Consider the following 18,241-nt stretch of genomic DNA (forward strand, 5'->3'; position numbering starts at 1 on the left):
CTGGTAGCCTGGGTGGCTGTGTCTCATGCCCTCTCAGCGCGAGGCACGCTCAAGAAATCACCGGCGCGTGGGACGGTCCGTCTCGCGTGCCTGAACCTGTAAAGGCTCATTCGTGGCGAACATCAAGTCCCAGATCAAGCGGAACAAGACGAACGAGAAGGCGCGCCTGCGCAACAAGGCCGTCAAGTCCTCGCTTCGCACCGCGATCCGCAAGGCCCGTGAGGCCGCCGCCGCGGGTGACGTCGAGAAGGCCAACGAGCTCCAGCGCGCCGCTGCGCGTCAGCTCGACAAGGCCGTCTCGAAGGGCGTCATCCACAAGAACGCGGCTGCCAACAAGAAGTCGGCGCTGGCCTCCAAGGTCGGTGCCCTCAAGGGCTGACACTTGATTTGACGCCGGGGGGAACCGAGCGGGCCCTCTCTCATCCGCTCCCACCCGGCACCCGGGTCCGTACGCGGCCTGCGTTCGCCACGCGGGTACGGACCCACGAGCTTGACCGAAGGCCCCGCCTCCCGTCCTTCCCCAGGACGGACGGGCGGGGCCTTCGGCATGTGCACCGCCGTACGGACGCGGCGGGTGGACTCGGGGCGTCGGGTGAACTTGGGGCATCGGGCCACGCCCGGCGCGTGGGCGAGCCCTCGGGCTACGCTCGGCGCGCTGTCGAGCCCCAGGCCCCAGGTCCCGGTCTACGCCCGGCGCGCGGACGAGCCCTGGGCCTCGGGCTACGCCCGGCCCCTGGACCTGGCCGCCCTCGCGATCGTGACGACCGCCTTCTCCAGGGCGTACTCCGGGTCGTCACCGCCGCCCTTGACGCCCGCGTCGGCCTCGGCCACCGCTCGCAGCGCGACGGCCACCCCCTCCGGCGTCCATCCCCGCATCTGCTGCCGCACCCGGTCGATCTTCCACGGCGGCATGCCCAGCTCCCGGGCGAGGTCCGCCGGACGCCCGCCACGGGCCGAGGACAGCTTGCCGATCGCCCGCACGCCCTGCGCGAGCGCACTCGTGATCATCACCGGCGCCACGCCCGTGGCCAGCGACCACCGCAGCGCCTCCAGCGCCTCCGCGGCACGTCCCTCGACCGCCCGGTCCGCGACCGTGAAGCTCGACGCCTCGGCGCGTCCCGTGTAGTACCGCCCGACCACCGCCTCGTCGATCGTGCCCTCGACATCGGCGACGAGCTGGGACACCGCGGACGCCAGCTCCCGCAGATCGCTGCCGATCGAGTCCACCAGCGCCTGACACGCCTCCGGCGTCGCCGAACGGCCCTGCGCGCGGAACTCCCCCCGCACGAACGCCAGCCGGTCCGCCGGCTTCGTCATCTTCGGGCAGGCCACCTCGCGCGCCCCCGCCTTGCGGGCGGCGTCGAGCAGGCCCTTGCCCTTGGCTCCGCCCGCGTGCAGCAGCACGAGGGTGATCTCCTCGGCGGGCGAGCCGAAGTACCCCTTCAGGTCCTTGATCGTGTCGGCCGACAGGTCCTGCGCGTTGCGCACGACCACGACCTTGCGCTCGGCGAACAGCGACGGACTCGTCAGCTCGGCGAGCGTGCCGGGCTGCAACTGGTCCGAGGTCAGGTCCCGCACGTCCGTGTCGGCGTCGGAGGCCCGGGCGGCGGCCACCACCTCCTGCACGGCGCGGTCGAGGAGAAGGTCCTCCTGGCCCACGGCAAGGGTGACGGGGGCGAGAGGGTCGTCATTCGCGGTCTTCTTGGCCATCACGGACAGCATCGCACGCGCCACTGACATCGCGGTCCGGCCACCGCCCCGCCCGACCGGCCCCCCGGAGCGGCGCCCCTGTCACTCGGAGCTCTAGGTCCTGTCGTCAAACTGCCGCCGTCCGCCCGGAGGGCGGGCTCTGCGGCGACGTGGGGGCCCCTCCCGCTCGAGCGAAGCCGAGAGTGGGGGAGCGTGCTCTGGGGGTACCCCCTGCTCGAAGAGCTTGGGGCAGTGCCGGGCGGAAGCCCTCGTACTGGATGTACGCGGGATTTCGCCCGGTGCGGCGGTGGGGGCACCGCCCGCGCGAGCGAAGTCGAGCGTGGGGGAGCGTGCATGGCGTCGCGGGGCAGGCGGGAGTTCGGGCCTAGGGCTCCTCCCGCCAGCCGTCCCACTCGGCCGCGAACGTGTCCAGCGCCGCCGGGTCGAGACGTTCGTCCTCGTCCCGCAGCACCACCAGCCACTGCGCGTCCTCGGCGTCGTCCTCACCGGCCAGCGCGTCCCGCACGATCCTCGGTTCCTCGTCCAGGACGAACCGCTCCCCGAGTGCCTCCGCCGCCTCTTCCGCCGCGTCGCGGTCGGGCAGTACCAGCACATGTCTCACATCGCTCACACGGACATCTTCCGCTACGAAAGGACACCACCGACGCCGGGGTGCGCACCTGGGACCCGCACCGCCCCGCGCACCGAACGCGCCGCCGTCGTGACGTCCCGACGCCGTGGACCCGGGTCCCGGTCAGTCGTTCCGGCCGCCCTGCCGCACCGTCGGCACCCGGTCCAGGACGATCCCGAACGTCTCCCGGTACACCTCCAGCGCCTCCTCGTCGCTCGCCAGGTCCGACACCTCCTTCTGCCCGCCCGGTGCGGTCGCCGTGAGACGGCGGCCGCTGAGCGTGATCCGTCCCCCCTCCTCGGTGACCCGTGAGCACACCAGCGACCGCACGAAGTGCGAGACCGGCGAGGTGGTGTTCCACCAGACCCCGCTCACGAAGTCCTCGAGCACCCGCGGACGCATCTCCAGCCGGTACTGCGGCGTGCCGTTCCGCAGCACATCGAGGTCCGAGGAATCCGCCGAACCCCCGCCCCCTCGTACCCCCGCCGCGTCCACCGTGGCCTCGATGACCCGGAACACACCGCCCGGATCCCGCTGCTCGCCCCGCGCCGCGATCTCCAGCGGGAAGTGGCTGTGCGTCCCGAAGCCGACGTCGGCCAGCCAGTCGCCCCCGTCCACCGTCCGCACCCGCAGAGCGAGGTGGTCGTACGGCACCCCGAGCCGCCCCTGCTCCCCGTGGACCCGCCCCGCGAGCAGCGTGACGTCGAAGCCGAGCGCCGTCAGCAACGCCGCGAACGTGCCGTTGAGTTCGTAGCAGAAGCCACCCCGGCGGGCCCCGACGATCTTGTCGAACAGCCGCTTCTCCTCCAGCACGATCTCCTCGCCGAGATGGATCGACAGGTTCTCGAACGGAACGGTCTGCAGATGACGGAGGTGCAACTCGCGCAGCACCTCGATGGTGGGCCATGCGGGACGGTCCGAGCCGATCCTGTCGAGATACGCGTCAACCTGTGCGGAGTCCATGGCCCCAGTCTCTCGCGGCCTTGGGCCCCCTGCCTGCTCCGACGGCCTCGTCCACCACGGTGACCGGTCTCAAGGCGCCCCCGGCTGGTGCCGACAGAGGGACGACTTCTCCGACGAGAGGCATCCTGCATGAAGCGCGTCATCCTTGCGGCGGCCACCGCCACCCTGACCGTCGGCCTGTTCGGTGCGGTCACTCCCTCAACCGCCGCCCACTGCATCCTGGGAGCTCCCGTCACCAAACCGGGCGAGCCGCGCAAGTGCCTCTGAGACGGTGGCAGCGTCGGTTCCGGCTATCCGCACGAGGAGGACTGCCAGGCCGCCGCCGACCGGTACAACGACCAAGGCCCCGATCACGACTACGAGTGTGAGGACGTCTTCGGAAACAGCCGGTACTGGGTCGTCCGGTACTGAGCCGCCGCGTCTGGCCGCACGACACCGAGGTGGACAACGGCGGTTGACGACGGCCTCAGTCTCTCGCGACCCTCAGCTCATCGCCCGCTCCGACCACCGCGATCGCGCCGTCCCGGTCCGTCCGCAGCACCAGCGCGCCTTCGCCCCGCAGGGCCGCGACCGTGTTCGGCGACGGATGACCGTACGGGTTGTCCCTGCCGCAAGAAATCAGCGCGAGCCGTGGCGCGACCCTCCGTATCAACTCGGGGGCCTGGAACGCCGACCCGTGGTGCGCGACCTTGAGCACGTCCACGGGTCCCAGTCCGGCGCCCTCGGGCGATCTCAACAGGGCCTCCTGCGCGGGAGGTTCGAGGTCGCCGAGAAGGAGCAGGGTCAGGCCCGCCGACCGTACGGACAGCACGACGCTCGCGTCGTTCGGGCCGTCCGGCGCGGGGGCCGGGTCCGGCGGAGGCCACAACACCCGCCAGTCGAGGGTGTTGATACGGCGCCGCTCCCCGGCCAGGGCCCGCGTCAGCGGGATGTGCCGGGCCGCCGCCCGGGCGCGGACGAACGCCGCCTCCTCCGGCGGCTCCTCGAACCCGGTCGTCTCGATCGCCCCCACCGACCGGCCGCGCAGCACCCCCGGCAGCCCCGCCACATGGTCGGCGTGGAAGTGGGTCAGCACGAGCAGGGGGATACGGGTGACCCCGAGCGCGGTCAGGCATCGGTCGACCAGCGCCGGATCGGGACCGGTGTCCACGACCACCGCCGTGCCCCGGCCCGCCGCGAGCACGGTCGCGTCTCCCTGCCCCACGTCACACATCGCGAACCGCCAGCCCGGCGGCGGCCACCCGGTGATCACCCGGATCAGCGGCGGCGGCCGCACCACCACGAGCAGCAGCACCACGGCGCAGACCCCGGCCGCCCAGGGGCGCCGCAGCAGCCGCCGGCCGAGGAGGACGACGGCCGCCGTCACCGCCGCCAGCAGCACCGCTCCGGCCCAGCTGCCCGGCCACGCCACCGAGCCACCCGGCAGCGAGGCACCGGTGCGCGCGACGTCCGCGATCCATCCGGCGGGCCAACTCGCGCACCATGCGAGCCCCTTGGCGACCGGCATCGACACCGGCGCCACCGCCGGCACGGCGAACCCCAGCACGGTGGCCGGGGCCACGGCGAACTCCGCGAGCAGATTGCACGGCACCGCGACCAGGCTCACCCGCGCCGACAGCACCGCGACGACCGGCGCGCACAGTGCCTGCGCGGCGGCCGCGGCCGCCAGCGCCTCGGCCGGTCGCGGCGGCACACGCCGCCGCTGCAACGCCGCACTCCAGCGCGGGGCGACGACGAGCAGGGCACCGGTCGCCAGCACGGAGAGCAGAAAGCCGTAGCTCCGGGCGAGCCAGGGGTCCCAGAGCACCAGCAGCAGCACCGCCGCGGCCAGCGCGGGGATCAGGGTTCTACGGCGTCCGGTCGCGAGGGCGAACAGAGTGATCGCCCCGCAGGACGCGGCCCGCAGCACACTCGGGTCCGGCCGGCACACGACCACGAAACCGAGCGTGAGCACTCCGCCGAGCAGTGCCGTCCCCCGGAGCGGGATGCCGAGCCGGGGTGCGAGCCCGCGGCGCTCCGCACGCTGCGCCAGCCCGGCCGGGCCGACGATCAGGGCCAGCAGGATCGTGAAGTTGCCCCCGCTCACCGCGAGCAGATGCACGAGATCCGTCCGCTGGAAGGCGTCGTCCAGGTCGGGCGCGACCCGCGAGGTGTCTCCGACGACCAGTGCGGGCAGCAGCGCCCGCGCGTCCGGGTCGAGCCCGTCGGTCGCCGTACGCAGCCCGGCCCGTAGCCGTCCTGCCCACCGTTGCACCGCAGACGGGCCGTTGACCACCTGGGGCGGTGTGTCCCGTAGGCGCACCACGGCGGCGACGCGGTCGCCCCCGGTCAGCGCGGGGGCCAGCGGGGCGGTGACCCGCACCCGTGCGGAAGGCAGCAGCGCCAACCACGGGGACCGCACGGCTCCCCCGGCGGCGTCCGCCGAACCGCGCCGGGCCCCACGGGTGTTCAGGTCGACGACCATCAGCACCGGGGTCCGGGTCAGCACCACCGTTCCGTCCGCCTTCGTCAGCCGCCGGATCTCCCCGTCGAGCAGCACGGCGGTCGGCGCCGGGTGGTCCCCCGTGATCCTGGGCCTGGTAAGCCGTGGATCGGAGGTGATATCGATGTCCGCGGTCACCTCGGCGTACCGACGCGTCAGCGCGGGAATCGGCCCCCGCCGCAGATCCGCCGCCTGCAGCCCGGCGGATGCCGCCGCGGCCGCGACGCAGAGCAGTGCCGCAGCCGCCGACACCGTCGACCATGAGCCGCGGATACGACGGCGGCCTCCCCCGGCTTCACCTCTGCGCACCGCCAGCAGCCCTCCGGCCACGGCCAGAGCGACGACCACCACGACGGTGACCGATCCGGCCGGGGCGCCCAGGGCCCAGGCGGCCGCCGCCCATGCTCCCGCCGCGGGCCCCGCCAGCCGCAGATCCACCGGCCCCTCCTGGCGGGGATGTGCGTCCCCGAGGCCGCTGGTGGCCGTGTCGCTCAGCTTCCGCGGCGGGCTCATGGCCGGACGAGATTCCGTAGGTCGGCGAAGCGGCGCTCGCCGATGCCGTTGACCTCGCGGAGTTGGTCGACCGAGCGGAATCCGCCGTGCTGGGAGCGGTAGTCGATGATGTGCTGGGCCAGCACGGGCCCCACCCCGGGCAGCGTGTCGAGCTGGTCCACGGTCGCGGTGCCGAGGGAGACCGGACCGGCGGGCGCCGTACCGGCCGACGTGCGGCCGGTGGCCGCGGCGGCCGGGTTCGGACCCGGCGCAGGTGCGGGTCCGCCCACCACGATCTGCTCTCCGTCCACCAGCAGCCGCGCACCGTTGAGGCCGTCGGTGTCCGTGCCCGGGCGCACTCCGCCCGCTGCGCGCAGGGCATCCGCGACCCGGGACCCGGCCGGGAGCGTCAGCAGTCCGGGCTTGCGCACCTTGCCGGCGACATCCACGACGACCGCCGCGCCCGTCGGCCCGGTACCGGCCGCGGGCCGGGGGCCCGGCGTTGCCGCGGGCTCCGCGGGCCGCCTGGCCGCGCGTGCGTCCGGGGTTCCGTAGGGCGCCGCCGCCCGCACCACCTCCGGTGCGCGCACCTGTTGCGTCCGGCCGGACCAGAAGTGCTGCGCGGCGAAGACGACGGACACCACGAGCAGCACCCCAAGCGCGACCACGCTCCTGCGCTCCAGACCGCACCTCGACTGCAGCCACAGCGGCATCCGCTCCCGCAGAGCGGCACCGAACCGCTCCCGCCACCGCATGTCCGTCGCCGGGGGCTCAGGGGCGGCGGGGACCGCAGGGGTGGCAGGGGCGGCAGGGGCGTCGACCGCCGGGAAGGCCAGGCCACCGGCCGCCGGGAAGGCCACGTCGTGGGCTGCCGGTTTCTGCCGGGCCGTCCCCGGCGGACCGTTCCCCCCGGTCCGCCCGTCCGTCGGTGCCGGGGTGAAGAGGGCCTCCGCGCGCAGGCGCAGTGTGTCGGCCGAGGGGGTGTTGTGATGCCGCCGCGGACCTTCCCGCGCGGGGTGCGGGCGGTGGCGGGTGCGGCCGTCGGAGGCGGGGCCGCGGCCCGGACCGCTGGTGGGGACGACCGTGCGTGAACGTGATCGAAGTGCCATACGGCGAGGATCGGGCAGACCGTCAGCCTCGCGATGATCTTGGTCAATTCCCGGGGACTACTTGCCAGTTGTGGATAACTCCGTCACCCACGCGAGGGACGGGCCCTCAGCGCGGCGACACCACGACCCCGAGCAGTCCGGGCCCCGTGTGCGCCCCGATCACCGCGCCGACCTCGCTCACATGCAGATCACCCAGACCGGGCACCCGTGTGCTCAGCCGGTCCGCGAGGGCCGACGCCCGCTCGGGGGCGGCGAGATGGTGGACCGCGATGTCGACCTGCCCGCTGCCCGCGCGCTCCGCCACGATCTCCTCCAGGCGGGCGATCGCCTTGGACCCGGTGCGCACCTTCTCCAGCAGCTCGATGCGTCCGCCGTTCAGCTGGAGCAGCGGCTTCACCGCGAGCGCCGAGCCCAGCAGCGCCTGTGCGGTTCCGATCCGGCCGCCCCGCCGGAGATAGTCCAGCGTGTCGACGTAGAAGTAGGCGGAGGTGTCCGCGGCCCGCTTCTGTGCGGCGGTGACGGCCTCGTCGACCCTGCCCCCCGCCTCCGCGGTCTCGGCAGCCGCCAACGCGCAGAAGCCGAGGGCCATCGCGACCATCCCGGTGTCCACCACCCGTACCGGCACCGGGGCGTTGCGCCCGGCCAGCACGGCGGCGTCGTACGTGCCGGAGAGCTCGGAGGACAGGTGCAGCGAGACGATGTCGGTCGCGCCCGCCTCGGCGACCCTGCGGTAGGTCTCGGCGAACGTCTCGGGGCTGGGCCGTGACGTGGTGACGGGCCGTCGCTTCTGCAGGGCCTGGGCGAGGGAGCGGGCCGAGATCTCGGTCCCCTCCTCGAGCGCCTGGTCACCCAGGACCACCGTGAGCGGCACCGCGGTGATGCCGTGGCGCTCGATCGTCCACTGCGGCAGATAGGCCGTTGAATCGGTGACGACAGCGACATGGCGGGACATGTGCTGGAGGTTACCTGCCGGAGCGCGCGGGGGGCAGTCCGCCCCCTCCCACCTGGTCGTACCTTGGCGGAATCATGTGGTGCTCTCGGGCCGGGGCTTCCTCTGCCAGGGGTGCACGGGCCGCTGTCCGGGCGGGGCGAGAGCGGGCCGGGACGGCTCGTGCGCCGCGCGGGACTCGGGTGTCTCCGGCCAGGTCTGCCGGTCGGCGGCGTCGGCCTCGGGCTCCGCTGCCTCCGGCCAGGGGGTGGCGGACGACGCCGGCCGCTCCTTGGTCCAGTGGCGCAAGGCGCCCGCCTCCACGTCGATCTGCGCGCTCAGGCTGTCGAGGTCGTCGTCCGCGAACCGGCGGGCCCGGTCGTGCGCCGCCCAGCGCAGCGCGTCCGCGGACCGTGTGATCCGCTCGGTGCGCTCGCGCAGGTCGGGCAGCCGGGAGGCGAGCGTGCCCCGGTCCGGCTCGGTCTCCAAGCGGCGCAGCTCGGCGTCCAGTTCGCGTCCGTGCACGTCGAGGCGCTCGAAGAGGCCCAGCGACTCCTTCAGCGACTCGTCCTCGGTGACCCCCGCGTGCAACGCGTCCTGGGTGGCCCGCATCGACGTGCGCAGCGTCAGGCGGAGTTGCGCGAGTTCACCCGCCGGACCCGGCTGGGCGAGGGTTCTGGCCCGCAGGGTGGTGTCCTCGACCGTGCGCCGGGCCTGGGCGATCGTACGGTCCACGCCGCGTTTGGCGGCGCCGACCGCCTTCACCGTCGCGTACACCCCGAGCACGAGGCACAGGACGAACAGGAGCGCGATGACGATCAACACGGTTTCCACGACGCTCCTCCTCCGGCCGGCCATGACGGCGGCTGCACCGCTCTCCACGTTAAACGCAGCAGGCAGGTCCGGGGTTCCGTCAGAACCCCGAACCTGCCCTTAGGGAACTACCCCGACAGCGGCCGACACCACCGCCGGGACAGCCCCCGCGATACCGACACCGGCACCCCGGACACGGCGGTGACCGGCGTGGACCGGACCGGCCGCCGGAGGCTACGCCGTGACGATGTTCACCAGCTTCGGCGCGCGCACGATCACCTTGCGGATCCCGGCACCGCCCAGCGCGGCGACGACCTTCTCGTCGGCCAGCGCCACATTCTCCAGCTCCCCGTCGGAGATCGACGGGGGAACCTCCAGACGCGCCTTGACCTTGCCCTTGACCTGGACCACGCAGGTCACGGTCTCGTCCACGACATACGCCGGGTCCGCGACCGGCAGGTCCCGGTGGACGACCGAGTCGGTGTGACCCAGCCGGCGCCACAGCTCCTCGGCGATGTGCGGGGCCAGCGGCGCGATCAGCAGCACCAGGGCCTCGGCGACCGGACGCGACAGCGCCCCGCCCGCCTTGGTCAGGTGGTTGTTCAGCTCGGTGATCTTGGCGATGGCGGTGTTGAACCGCAGCCCCTCCAGGTCCTGGCGCACACCGTCGACCGCCTTGTGCAGCGCGCGCAGGGTGTCCTCGTCGGGCTCGGCGTCGACGACGGTGACCTCGCCGGTCGTCTCGTCGACGACGTTGCGCCACAGCCGCTGCAGCAGCCGGAACTGGCCCACCACCGCGCGCGTGTCCCATGGCCGCGACACGTCCAGCGGGCCCATCGCCATCTCGTACAGGCGCAGCGTGTCGGCCCCGTACTCGGCGGCGATCTCGTCCGGAGTGACCGCGTTCTTCAGGGACTTGCCCATTTTGCCCAGCAGACGGGTGACCTTCTCGTCCTGGTAGTAGTACGCGCCGTCGCGCTCCTCCACCTCGGCGGCCGGCACCGCGATGCCACGGCTGTCGCGGTAGACGTAGGCCTGGATCATGCCCTGGTTGAACAGCTTGTGGAACGGCTCGGGCGACGAGATGTGGCCCAGGTCGAACAGGACCTTGGACCAGAAGCGCGCGTACAGCAGGTGCAGCACGGCGTGCTCGGCGCCGCCGACGTACAGGTCGACACCGCCGTGCGGCATGCCCTCGCGCGGGCCCATCCAGTAACGCTCGATCTCCGGGTCGACCAGCTTCTCGCTGTTGTGCGGGTCCAGGTAGCGCAGCTCGTACCAGCAGGAACCGGCCCAGTTGGGCATGGTGTTGGTCTCGCGGCGGTACTTCTTCGGCCCGTCGCCCAGGTCCAGGGTGACGTTGACCCACTCCTCGTTGCGCGACAGCGGGGTCTCGGGCTGCGTGTCGGCGTCGTCCGGGTCGAAGGTGCGCGGCGAGTAGTCCTCGACCTCGGGCAGCTCCAGCGGCAGCATCGACTCGGGCAGCGCGTGGGCGACGCCGTCCTCGTCGTAGACGATCGGGAAGGGCTCGCCCCAGTAGCGCTGGCGGCTGAACAGCCAGTCGCGCAGACGGAAGTTGACGGTGCCCTGGCCGATGCCCTTGCGCTCCAGCCACTCGGTGATGCGCGCCTTGGCGTCGGTGACGCTCAGGCCGTCCAGCCTGATGTCGTCGTTGGAGGAGTTGATGATCTTCGCGTCGTACGACCCGAAGGCGTCCTCCCACGTCGAGGTGTCCGTGCCCCGGCCGTCGGTCGGCTCGACGATGCAGTGGATCGGCAGCTCGAAGGCGCGGGCGAACTCGAAGTCGCGCTGGTCTCCCGCCGGGACGGCCATGATCGCGCCGGTGCCGTAGCCCATCAGGACGTAGTCGGCGATGAAGACGGGGACGCGGTCGCCGTTGACCGGGTTGGTCGCGTACGCGCCCGTGAAGACGCCGGTCTTCTCCTTGGCCTCGGCCTGCCGCTCCACGTCGGACTTGGCCCCGGCCTGCGAGCGGTACGCGGCGACGGCCTCGGCCGGGGTCGCGTGCCCGCCGGTCCACACCTCGTGGGTGCCCTCGGGCCAGGCGGCCGGGGTGAACTTGTCGACCAGCGGGTGCTCGGGCGCCAGGACCATGTAGGTCGCGCCGAACAGGGTGTCGGGGCGTGTGGTGAAGACCGTGATGTGCTCGCCGTCGATCGGGAAGTCGACGCGGGCGCCCTCGGAGCGGCCGATCCAGTTGCGCTGCTGCAGCTTGATGGCCTCGGGCCAGTCCAGCCCGTCCAGGTCCTCCAGCAGCCGGTCGGCGTAGGCGGTGATGCGCATGTTCCACTGGCGCAGCTTGGCCTTGAAGACCGGGTAGTTGCCGCGCTCGGAGCGGCCGTCGGCGGTGACCTCCTCGTTCGCCAGGACGGTGCCCAGGCCGGGGCACCAGTTGACGGGCGCCTCGGAGGCGTAGGCCAGGCGGTACTCGCTCAGGATGTCGGCGCGCTCGGCGGCGGTCAGCTCGTTCCACGCCCGCCCGTGGTCACCGGGGACGGCGCGCTCGCCGGACTCGAACTGGGCGATCAGCTCGGAGACGGGGCGGGCCTTGCGGGCCTCCTCGTCGTACCAGGAGTTGAAGATCTGCAGGAAGATCCACTGGGTCCACCGGTAGTAGTCCGGGTCGATCGTGGCGAAGGACCGGCGCCTGTCGTGGCCCAGGCCCAGCCGGCGCAGCTGCGCCTTCATGTTCTCGATGTTGGCCTCGGTGGACACGCGCGGGTGCGTGCCGGTCTGCACGGCGTACTGCTCGGCGGGCAGGCCGAAGGCGTCGAAGCCCAGGGTGTGCAGGACGTTGTGGCCGGTCATGCGCTGGAACCGGGCGAAGACATCGGTGGCGATGTAGCCCAGGGGGTGACCGACGTGCAGGCCCGCACCGGAGGGGTACGGGAACATGTCCATGATGAACTTCTTGGGCCTGGCGACCAGCTCCGGGTCGCCGGCCAGGTCACCCTTGGGGTTCGGCGCCTCGTAGGTGCCCTCGGCGTCCCAGAAGTCCTGCCAGCGTGCCTCGATCTCGGCCGCCATGGCGGCCGTGTAGCGGTGCGGCGCGGCCTCTGCCGACGCGGCGGTGGCAGCGGGGTTCGTCTCGCTCATGGTCCTCAAAGCTCCATCGATCGTCTCTGCCTGCGGCTGTGACATCCAAGAAACGAAAAATCCCCTCGCACAGGAGGGGACGCCGCGCCGAGGCCGACCATCCGGTGCACCGGTGGTCGGGACTGATCAGCGCGGCCCGCTAAGCAGAAGGCGTACGGCACGCATGGCGCCAGGGTACCCCAGCGCCCGAGCGCACCGCGACGGGCCGGGGACTGCACACCTGCGTACGAAGTGACTGAACTCAACGGGGAGCGGAACCGTACTCAGTCACCGATGGTCTGGTTGTGAAGGTCCCGAAAAGCTGAACAAAGTTCAACTGTTACTTCGCGTAACAGCAGCTAATCGGACAACGCTACCGCGCCGTCACCTCTTGATAACAACGCAATAACTCAAACCTCGTACTGCTCGGTTTGGAGCCCCTTAAAGTGCGGCAGCGGGACCGCCTTCCCGAAACTGTTCGGAGTTGCCCCCATGAACCCTCCACGTAGTAACAGCTCGCTACCCAAGCCGGGCCGCTCGGCCTACGGCGTGGCGTCGGCTGTGGTCCTGCTGCTGATACCCGTCATCGTGCTCGCGGGCGGGAACGCAGTCCGGGACTTCCTCAACTTCGGAGCGGGCGTTCTCTCGCTCGTCTCCCTCAGCTGTTCCGTGATCTGGGGACTCGTCGCCCAGGACCGGATCTTCCTCAACATCCGCCAGCGCATCGTGGCGCAGGCCGTGCACCGGACCACCGCGGTGGCCTCGATCGCGTTCCTCCTGGTGCACATCACGGTCAAGCTCGCACTCGACCACACCGTGCTGATCGCCGCGCTGATCCCCTTCAGCACGGGCATCAGCGGCTCGGGCGGGCTCATCGGCCTCGGCTCCCTGGCCGGACTGCTCATGATCTTCGTCGGCGTCACCGGCGCCCTGCGCAGCAACTTCGCCACCCCGGCGCCGGTCGCCGCGCGCTGGCGGGCGATGCACATGCTGGCCTACCCGTCCTGGTGCGCCGCGCTGGTCCACGGCCTGTACGCGGGGCGCGCGGCGAAGCCGTTCTTCACGGTGTCGTACGAACTGTGCCTGCTCGGCGTCATGGCGGCGCTGGGCCTGCGTGCGGCCCCGCGCTCGTTCAAGCGCAAGGTCGCCGACCAGATCTTCGCGATCATCGGGACCGACATCCGGTACGGACGGGACGAGCTGGACGCCAGCCGTGCCCGCAACGCGGAGGCGGCGGCCGCTCTGGCGGGCCTGGGAGCGCGCTCCGCGAGCCGTGGCGGCGGCGGTGAGGGGCTGATTCCTCCGCAGCCCTCCGCGCCCCTCTACGACGCCCCTCCGGCCCGCACGATGACCCCGGAGCCGGGCAACGGCTTCGCGGCGGCCTACCGGGCCATGTCGGGCACCCCGACCGCGCAGGGCCAGATGACCCCCGACGCGACCCAGCGCATCGACATGCAGGTCACGGAGGCGATGCCCCGCGTCGACGGAGTGAGCAGCACCTCCGGCAGCTGGCCGATCCCCTCCCCGCCGCCCGTCGGCGAGGCACCGCCCTCCGCGTACGACCCACTCCAGGACACCGGCTACAACAACATCCCGGCCTACGGCAATTCGGGATACAACGGGTACGGCGGGGGTGAGATGTACGACACGGGTGAGACGAACGCCGCCTACGGCACGTACAACTCGAACAACACGTACAACAGCGGTCCCGCGACGGAAACGCTCCCCGGCTCCACGCCGGGGGCCGGCGAACCCTGGAACGCGCCTTCCGGAGGTTTTTAAGTGAACGAGGCCCTGCCCGACGTCCCGGAAGTCCGCGTGGTCGGCCTTCCGCAGCTCACGTCGGGCTTTGACCTTGTCGAGAGACTCGACCTTCCGATGCACCTCAAGGTGCACGGCCCGCTCGAACCGGTGGGCGGCGAACAGCTCGCGCAGCTGGCCGAGCAGATCTCCCTGAAGGGGCGCGGCGGCGCCGGTTTCCCCTTCCACAAGAAGCTGCGCTCGGTCGCCGAGTCGGCCATCCGGCGGGGCATCAGGCCCGTGGTGGTCGTCAACGGAAGCGAGGACGAGCCCGCCTGCCGCAAGGACACGGTGCTGATCAACCGTGCGCCGCACCTCATCCTGGACGGTGCGCTGCTGGTCGCCGAGGCCCTCGGCGCCCGGCAGCTCGTGGTCGGCGTGACCCGGGCCTCCACCGAGCGCTCGATGGAGCAGGCGCTGGCCGAGCGGGGCCTCAGCGACCGCCGCGGCGCGCCGATACGCGCGCGTGTGCAGCGAAACCCGGTGCGCATGGTCACCGGCGCCGCCGCGTCGCTGATCCGCTCCATCGACGGCGGGCCGGCCATCCCGCCTGGCCGCAAGACCAGCGCCTCCCAGAGCGGCGTGGGCGGCGCGCCCACCCTGCTGTCGAACGCCGAGACGTTCGCGCAGCTGGCGATCGCCGCGCGGATCGGCGCCGAGCGTTACTGCAACACCGGTCTGTACGACGAGCCGGGCACCGTGATGCTCACGGTCTCGGGTGCCGTCAACCGCCCCATGGTGGTCGAGGTCCCCACGGGCGTGCCGCTGCGGTACGTGCTCCAGCTGGCCGGCGCCCCGCCGGTCCCGCAGGGCGTGCTGACCGGTGGCTACCACGGCAAGTGGATCGACGCGGCGACCGTCAACGAGGCGATCGTCTCGCGCAACAACCTGGACGCCGTCGGCGGCGCGCTCGGCGCCGGCGCGATCCTGCCCATCAGCCAGGAGACCTGCCCGCTCGGCGAGTCCCTGCAGGTGGCCAAGTGGCTGGCCGAGGAGAGCGCGGGTCAGTGCGGCCCCTGCTACCTCGGACTGCCCGCCGCGGCGCGCGGCATGGAGGACATCCTCAACGGCGGCGGTCCGGCCGCCCTGGAGGCCCTCAAGCAGGTCGCCAAGGCCGTGAAGAGACGTGGTGCCTGTTCGCACCCGGACGGCTCGGCGATGTTCCTGGAATCGACCATCAAGGCCTTCACGGACGACCTCGCGGCGCATGTCCTGGGCAACGGCTGCGGCAGGCCCGTGGAGGGCGTGCTGCCGCTCTTCGAGGGCGGCCGGGCCCCCTCGGGGATCCCGGGCGGCGGCCAGGCCGAGCCCGAGGCGGGCGCCAGCCGGCAGAAGATCTACGTCGACTGGACGCTGTGCCGCGGCCACGGCCTGTGCGCGGACATCCTCCCGGAGGTCTTCGAACTGGGCGCCGACGGCTTCCCGACGGTCGCCCAGGCGCCGGTGCCGCTGTACGCGGAGGCCAAGGCGCTCCGGGCGGTACGCCGCTGTCCCGCGCTCGCGCTGCGGATCGAGGAGGACACCCGGTCTGCGCCGTCCCGCAGCAACCTCCCGGTGCTGTCTCAGGGCCGCGGGCGCCGGGCCCTCGGCCGCTGACGCGCACGGACACGAGATCGCCGACGGCGGGCCGCCTCCGAGAGGGGGCGGCCCGCCGTCGGCGTTCCACGGGCTCACAGGGCGAAGGCGGGGCGCCTCACGAGGCCGGCAGTGGTCCACACGACGGAAGGCAGCCCATACGACGAAGGCGGTCCATCCTGATCGGATGGACCGCCTTCAACTCTTGTGGAGCTAAGGAGAATTGAACTCCTGACCTCCTGCATGCCATGCAGGCGCTCTACCAACTGAGCTATAGCCCCTCGTGGCCATCCGGCGGAACCGGATGTTCACCTTGTCGCCCGGTTTCCCTGGCGGCGACGCCAACATTACACGGTCCACCGGGTGGAACACCAAATCGTTTCCCTGGGGCGCGCGAACACGGGCCGGCGGCCGTTGCGGGCGCGCCCCGGGTCAAGCCGTGGCGAACGAGTAGAAGCGTTTGAGCGTGCAGTGCTCGTCGAGGAGGCGGCCGTAGATCGGCTCGCCCTCCAGCTCCCGATACGTCTCGATCGGGTCGCCTTTTATGATCAGCGCCCGCGCGCATTCCTCACACCAGTACTGGTAGTCCGGGTTGACCGGCTCCATGTCCCGGACGATCGGTGTGCCGCTGCCGCACCAGTCGCACTTCCGCCTGTGTGCACCCATCGATCAGCTCCAGCTGTGGCCGCAGGCCGTGCACACGTACGAGATGCCGCCGTTGTCGCCGAGGACCTGGGCGACATGGGACGAGCCGCAGTAAGGGCAGTCGAGGAGGGTCGCATTCCGACGTGTCACCGCCACTGCGGGGAGATCGTGGACCTCCCCGCGGATGCTCGCAGGCATCGCTACTCCCTCCCGTCGGGCCGCGCCCCCTTCCGGCCGTTTGATTCTGCCACGGCCGGACCAATACGGTCAGCGACGCCTTCGTACCAGTCCGGACACGGCCCCCAGTGTGGCCGTCAGGGCCAGCGCGTACGTGCACAGGAGGAGCGCGTCCGTAGAGGTATACGCCCCGGAGGCCCCAAGTGACTCAAGCCGGTTCGAGAACGGTGTGCCGGGGACCGCGGCCCGGAGCCGGCCGAACCGCCCGCTCGTCGCGTCCCGCTCCGCCTCACCCAGGAGGTGACGCCGGATCAGGCCCCGGTCGGTGTGAGGCAGGACACAGCGGGATGCGGCGCTCGGCCGGATATCCGGCAAGAAAAAATCCCGCCCCTCGTGGGACGGGATCTTCTGTCGATCTCTGACACTCGATAGTGTCGATCCGTGGAGCTAAGGAGAATTGAACTCCTGACCTCCTGCATGCCATGCAGGCGCTCTACCAACTGAGCTATAGCCCCTCGCTACCAGGCGGTGTGGCCGCTTGGTGCTTCGCTCCGCTCGGCGGGGCGAACAAGAAGAACTTTAGCCTGCGACCTGCCGGAAAGTGAAATCCGGGTCGCGCGCCCCGTGAGGCGGTGTCAGTCGTCGTCGCCGAGGACCGGTTCCGGCAGGGTGCCCGCGTTGTGCTCCAGGAGCCGCCAGCCGCGCACGCCCTCGCCGAGGACCGACCAGCAGCAGTTGGAGAGACCGCCGAGGCTCTCCCAGTGGCGGGCCTCCAGACCGAGCAGACGGCCGATGGTGGTGCGGATCGTGCCGCCGTGGCTGACCACGACGAGGGTGCCGTCCTCGGGGAGCTTCTCGGCGTGCCGCAGCACCACGGGGGCGGCACGGTCGGCGACCTCGGTCTCCAGTTCGCCGCCGCCCCGGCGGACGGGCGCACCGCGCTTCCAGGCGGCGTACTCGTCGCCGTAGCGGCCGATGATCTCCTCGTGGGTCAGGCCCTGCCAGACGCCCGCGTACGTCTCGCGCAGGCCCTCGTCGACGGTGACCTCCAGGCCGGTGAGCGCGGCCAGCTCGGCGGCCGTGTCGGCGGCGCGCCTGAGGTCGGACGCGACGATGGCGTCCGGCTTCAGGGAGGCGAGCAGGCGGGCGGAGCGGCGGGCCTGGCCGACGCCGGTCTCGGTGAGCTCGACGTCCGTGGAGCCCTGGAAGCGGCGCTCCACGTTCCACGACGTCTGGCCGTGGCGCCACAGGATGAGCCGGCGGCCCCGGCCCTTCCTCCCGGTCTCGGCGCCCGGGCCGGTCACCGCAGTTCCCCGCCCAGCTCGGCGTTCAGCGCGGCGGCGTCCCCGGCGGCCTGTAGCCGGGCGTGCTCCTCGGCCTTGCCGCGGGTGGCCTGGGCGTCGGCGGGCAGCTCCAGCTCGGGGCAGTCCTTCCACAGCCGCTCCAGGGCGTAGAAGACGCGCTCCTCGCTGTGCTGCACGTGCACGACGATGTCGACGTAGTCCAGCAGCACCCAGCGGGCCTCGCGGTCGCCCTCGCGGCGCACCGGCTTGGCGCCGAGCTCCTTGAGCAGCCGCTCCTCGATCTCGTCGACGATCGACTTGACCTGGCGGTCGTTGGGCGCCGAGGCCAGCAGAAAGGCGTCGGTGATCGACAGCACATCGCTGACGTCGTAGGCGATGATGTCGTGCGCGAGCTTGTCGGCCGCCGCCTGGGCGGCGGCGTTGATGAGCTCCAGAGAACGGTCCGTGGCGGTCACTACGAGGCTTTCGGTCGGCGGTCAGTGATACCTCAAGGGTCTCACGGACCGCCGACGGCACCGCATGTGATTAACGGGGCAC

The 18,241-nt window shown here is 71.9% G+C and carries 16 protein-coding genes and 2 tRNA genes; 4 read left to right on the forward strand and 14 right to left on the reverse strand.

The window, feature by feature from the left end; genetic code table 11:
- Positions 1-112 precede the first annotated feature (112 nt).
- The gene (rpsT, locus tag ACFYX0_RS05480; RefSeq protein WP_311698394.1) at positions 113-379 is read left to right on the forward strand and encodes a 30S ribosomal protein S20; all 267 of its coding nucleotides are present in this window, start codon (positions 113-115) and stop codon (positions 377-379) included.
- Positions 380-720: 341 nt separating this feature from the next.
- Here rpsT and holA read toward each other — a convergent pair whose 3' ends face one another.
- The 3 genes from holA to ACFYX0_RS05495 form a co-directional block, all read right to left on the reverse strand.
- Positions 721-1,710, reverse strand: coding sequence for a DNA polymerase III subunit delta (gene holA, locus ACFYX0_RS05485; protein ID WP_388966633.1), 990 nt, complete (start codon positions 1,708-1,710; stop codon positions 721-723).
- A gap of 364 nt (positions 1,711-2,074) precedes the next feature.
- Positions 2,075-2,320: a hypothetical protein gene (locus ACFYX0_RS05490; RefSeq protein WP_311698392.1), complete on the reverse strand. Its 246-nt coding sequence runs from the start codon at positions 2,318-2,320 to the stop codon at positions 2,075-2,077.
- 123 nt (positions 2,321-2,443) lie between these two features.
- On the reverse strand, positions 2,444-3,283 hold the full coding sequence (locus ACFYX0_RS05495) for an arylamine N-acetyltransferase (protein WP_388966635.1): 840 nt from the start codon (positions 3,281-3,283) through the stop codon (positions 2,444-2,446).
- Between the two features lie 129 nt (positions 3,284-3,412).
- Here ACFYX0_RS05495 and ACFYX0_RS05500 point away from each other — a divergent pair, with 129 nt between their 5' ends.
- A complete protein-coding gene (locus ACFYX0_RS05500) occupies positions 3,413-3,550 on the forward strand; it encodes a hypothetical protein (protein WP_388966637.1) in 138 nt (45 codons plus the stop codon).
- A 199-nt stretch (positions 3,551-3,749) separates the two neighbouring features.
- Here the strand turns inward: ACFYX0_RS05500 and ACFYX0_RS05505 are convergent, their stop codons facing one another.
- From ACFYX0_RS05505 to leuS, 5 genes are all read right to left on the reverse strand, one after another.
- Positions 3,750-6,278, reverse strand: coding sequence for a ComEC/Rec2 family competence protein (locus ACFYX0_RS05505; RefSeq protein WP_388966640.1), 2,529 nt, complete (start codon positions 6,276-6,278; stop codon positions 3,750-3,752).
- Positions 6,275-7,366, reverse strand: coding sequence for a helix-hairpin-helix domain-containing protein (locus ACFYX0_RS05510; RefSeq protein ID WP_388966642.1), 1,092 nt, complete (start codon positions 7,364-7,366; stop codon positions 6,275-6,277). Before ACFYX0_RS05510 ends, ACFYX0_RS05505 begins: the two co-directional genes overlap by 4 nt.
- A gap of 106 nt (positions 7,367-7,472) precedes the next feature.
- Positions 7,473-8,318: a DegV family protein gene (locus ACFYX0_RS05515; protein ID WP_388966645.1), complete on the reverse strand. Its 846-nt coding sequence runs from the start codon at positions 8,316-8,318 to the stop codon at positions 7,473-7,475.
- 72 nt (positions 8,319-8,390) lie between these two features.
- Entirely contained in the window at positions 8,391-9,152 is a 762-nt protein-coding gene (locus ACFYX0_RS05520) for a hypothetical protein (RefSeq protein ID WP_388966648.1), read from the reverse strand.
- A gap of 189 nt (positions 9,153-9,341) precedes the next feature.
- Entirely contained in the window at positions 9,342-12,224 is a 2,883-nt protein-coding gene (gene leuS, locus ACFYX0_RS05525; RefSeq protein WP_388966651.1) for a leucine--tRNA ligase, read from the reverse strand.
- Positions 12,225-12,695: 471 nt separating this feature from the next.
- Here leuS and ACFYX0_RS05530 point away from each other — a divergent pair, with 471 nt between their 5' ends.
- Positions 12,696-13,985 carry a cytochrome b/b6 domain-containing protein gene (locus tag ACFYX0_RS05530; protein WP_388966654.1) on the forward strand — a complete coding sequence of 430 codons (1,290 nt, stop codon included), beginning with the start codon at positions 12,696-12,698 and terminating at the stop codon, positions 13,983-13,985.
- Complete coding sequence (locus tag ACFYX0_RS05535; RefSeq protein WP_355919788.1) at positions 13,986-15,599, forward strand: NADH-ubiquinone oxidoreductase-F iron-sulfur binding region domain-containing protein; 1,614 nt, start codon at positions 13,986-13,988, stop codon at positions 15,597-15,599. It begins immediately after the preceding gene.
- Between the two features lie 187 nt (positions 15,600-15,786).
- Here ACFYX0_RS05535 and ACFYX0_RS05540 read toward each other — a convergent pair.
- The 6 genes from ACFYX0_RS05540 to rsfS form a co-directional block, all read right to left on the reverse strand.
- Positions 15,787-15,859 (reverse strand) — tRNA-Ala (locus ACFYX0_RS05540).
- 151 nt (positions 15,860-16,010) lie between these two features.
- Positions 16,011-16,244: a hypothetical protein gene (locus tag ACFYX0_RS05545; protein ID WP_016643127.1), complete on the reverse strand. Its 234-nt coding sequence runs from the start codon at positions 16,242-16,244 to the stop codon at positions 16,011-16,013.
- Positions 16,245-16,247: 3 nt separating this feature from the next.
- On the reverse strand, positions 16,248-16,421 hold the full coding sequence (locus ACFYX0_RS05550) for a hypothetical protein (protein WP_355919792.1): 174 nt from the start codon (positions 16,419-16,421) through the stop codon (positions 16,248-16,250).
- Positions 16,422-16,842: 421 nt separating this feature from the next.
- Positions 16,843-16,915: transfer RNA gene (locus ACFYX0_RS05555), tRNA-Ala, on the reverse strand.
- Between the two features lie 120 nt (positions 16,916-17,035).
- Positions 17,036-17,704 carry a histidine phosphatase family protein gene (locus tag ACFYX0_RS05560; RefSeq protein WP_388966657.1) on the reverse strand — a complete coding sequence of 223 codons (669 nt, stop codon included), beginning with the start codon at positions 17,702-17,704 and terminating at the stop codon, positions 17,036-17,038.
- Positions 17,701-18,159, reverse strand: coding sequence for a ribosome silencing factor (gene rsfS, locus ACFYX0_RS05565; RefSeq protein ID WP_388966660.1), 459 nt, complete (start codon positions 18,157-18,159; stop codon positions 17,701-17,703). Before rsfS ends, ACFYX0_RS05560 begins: the two co-directional genes overlap by 4 nt.
- Between the last annotated feature and the right edge of the window lie 82 nt (positions 18,160-18,241).

Source organism: Streptomyces sp. NPDC002573 (assembly GCF_042889625.1).
Lineage (GTDB): Bacteria > Actinomycetota > Actinomycetes > Streptomycetales > Streptomycetaceae > Streptomyces > Streptomyces gibsoniae.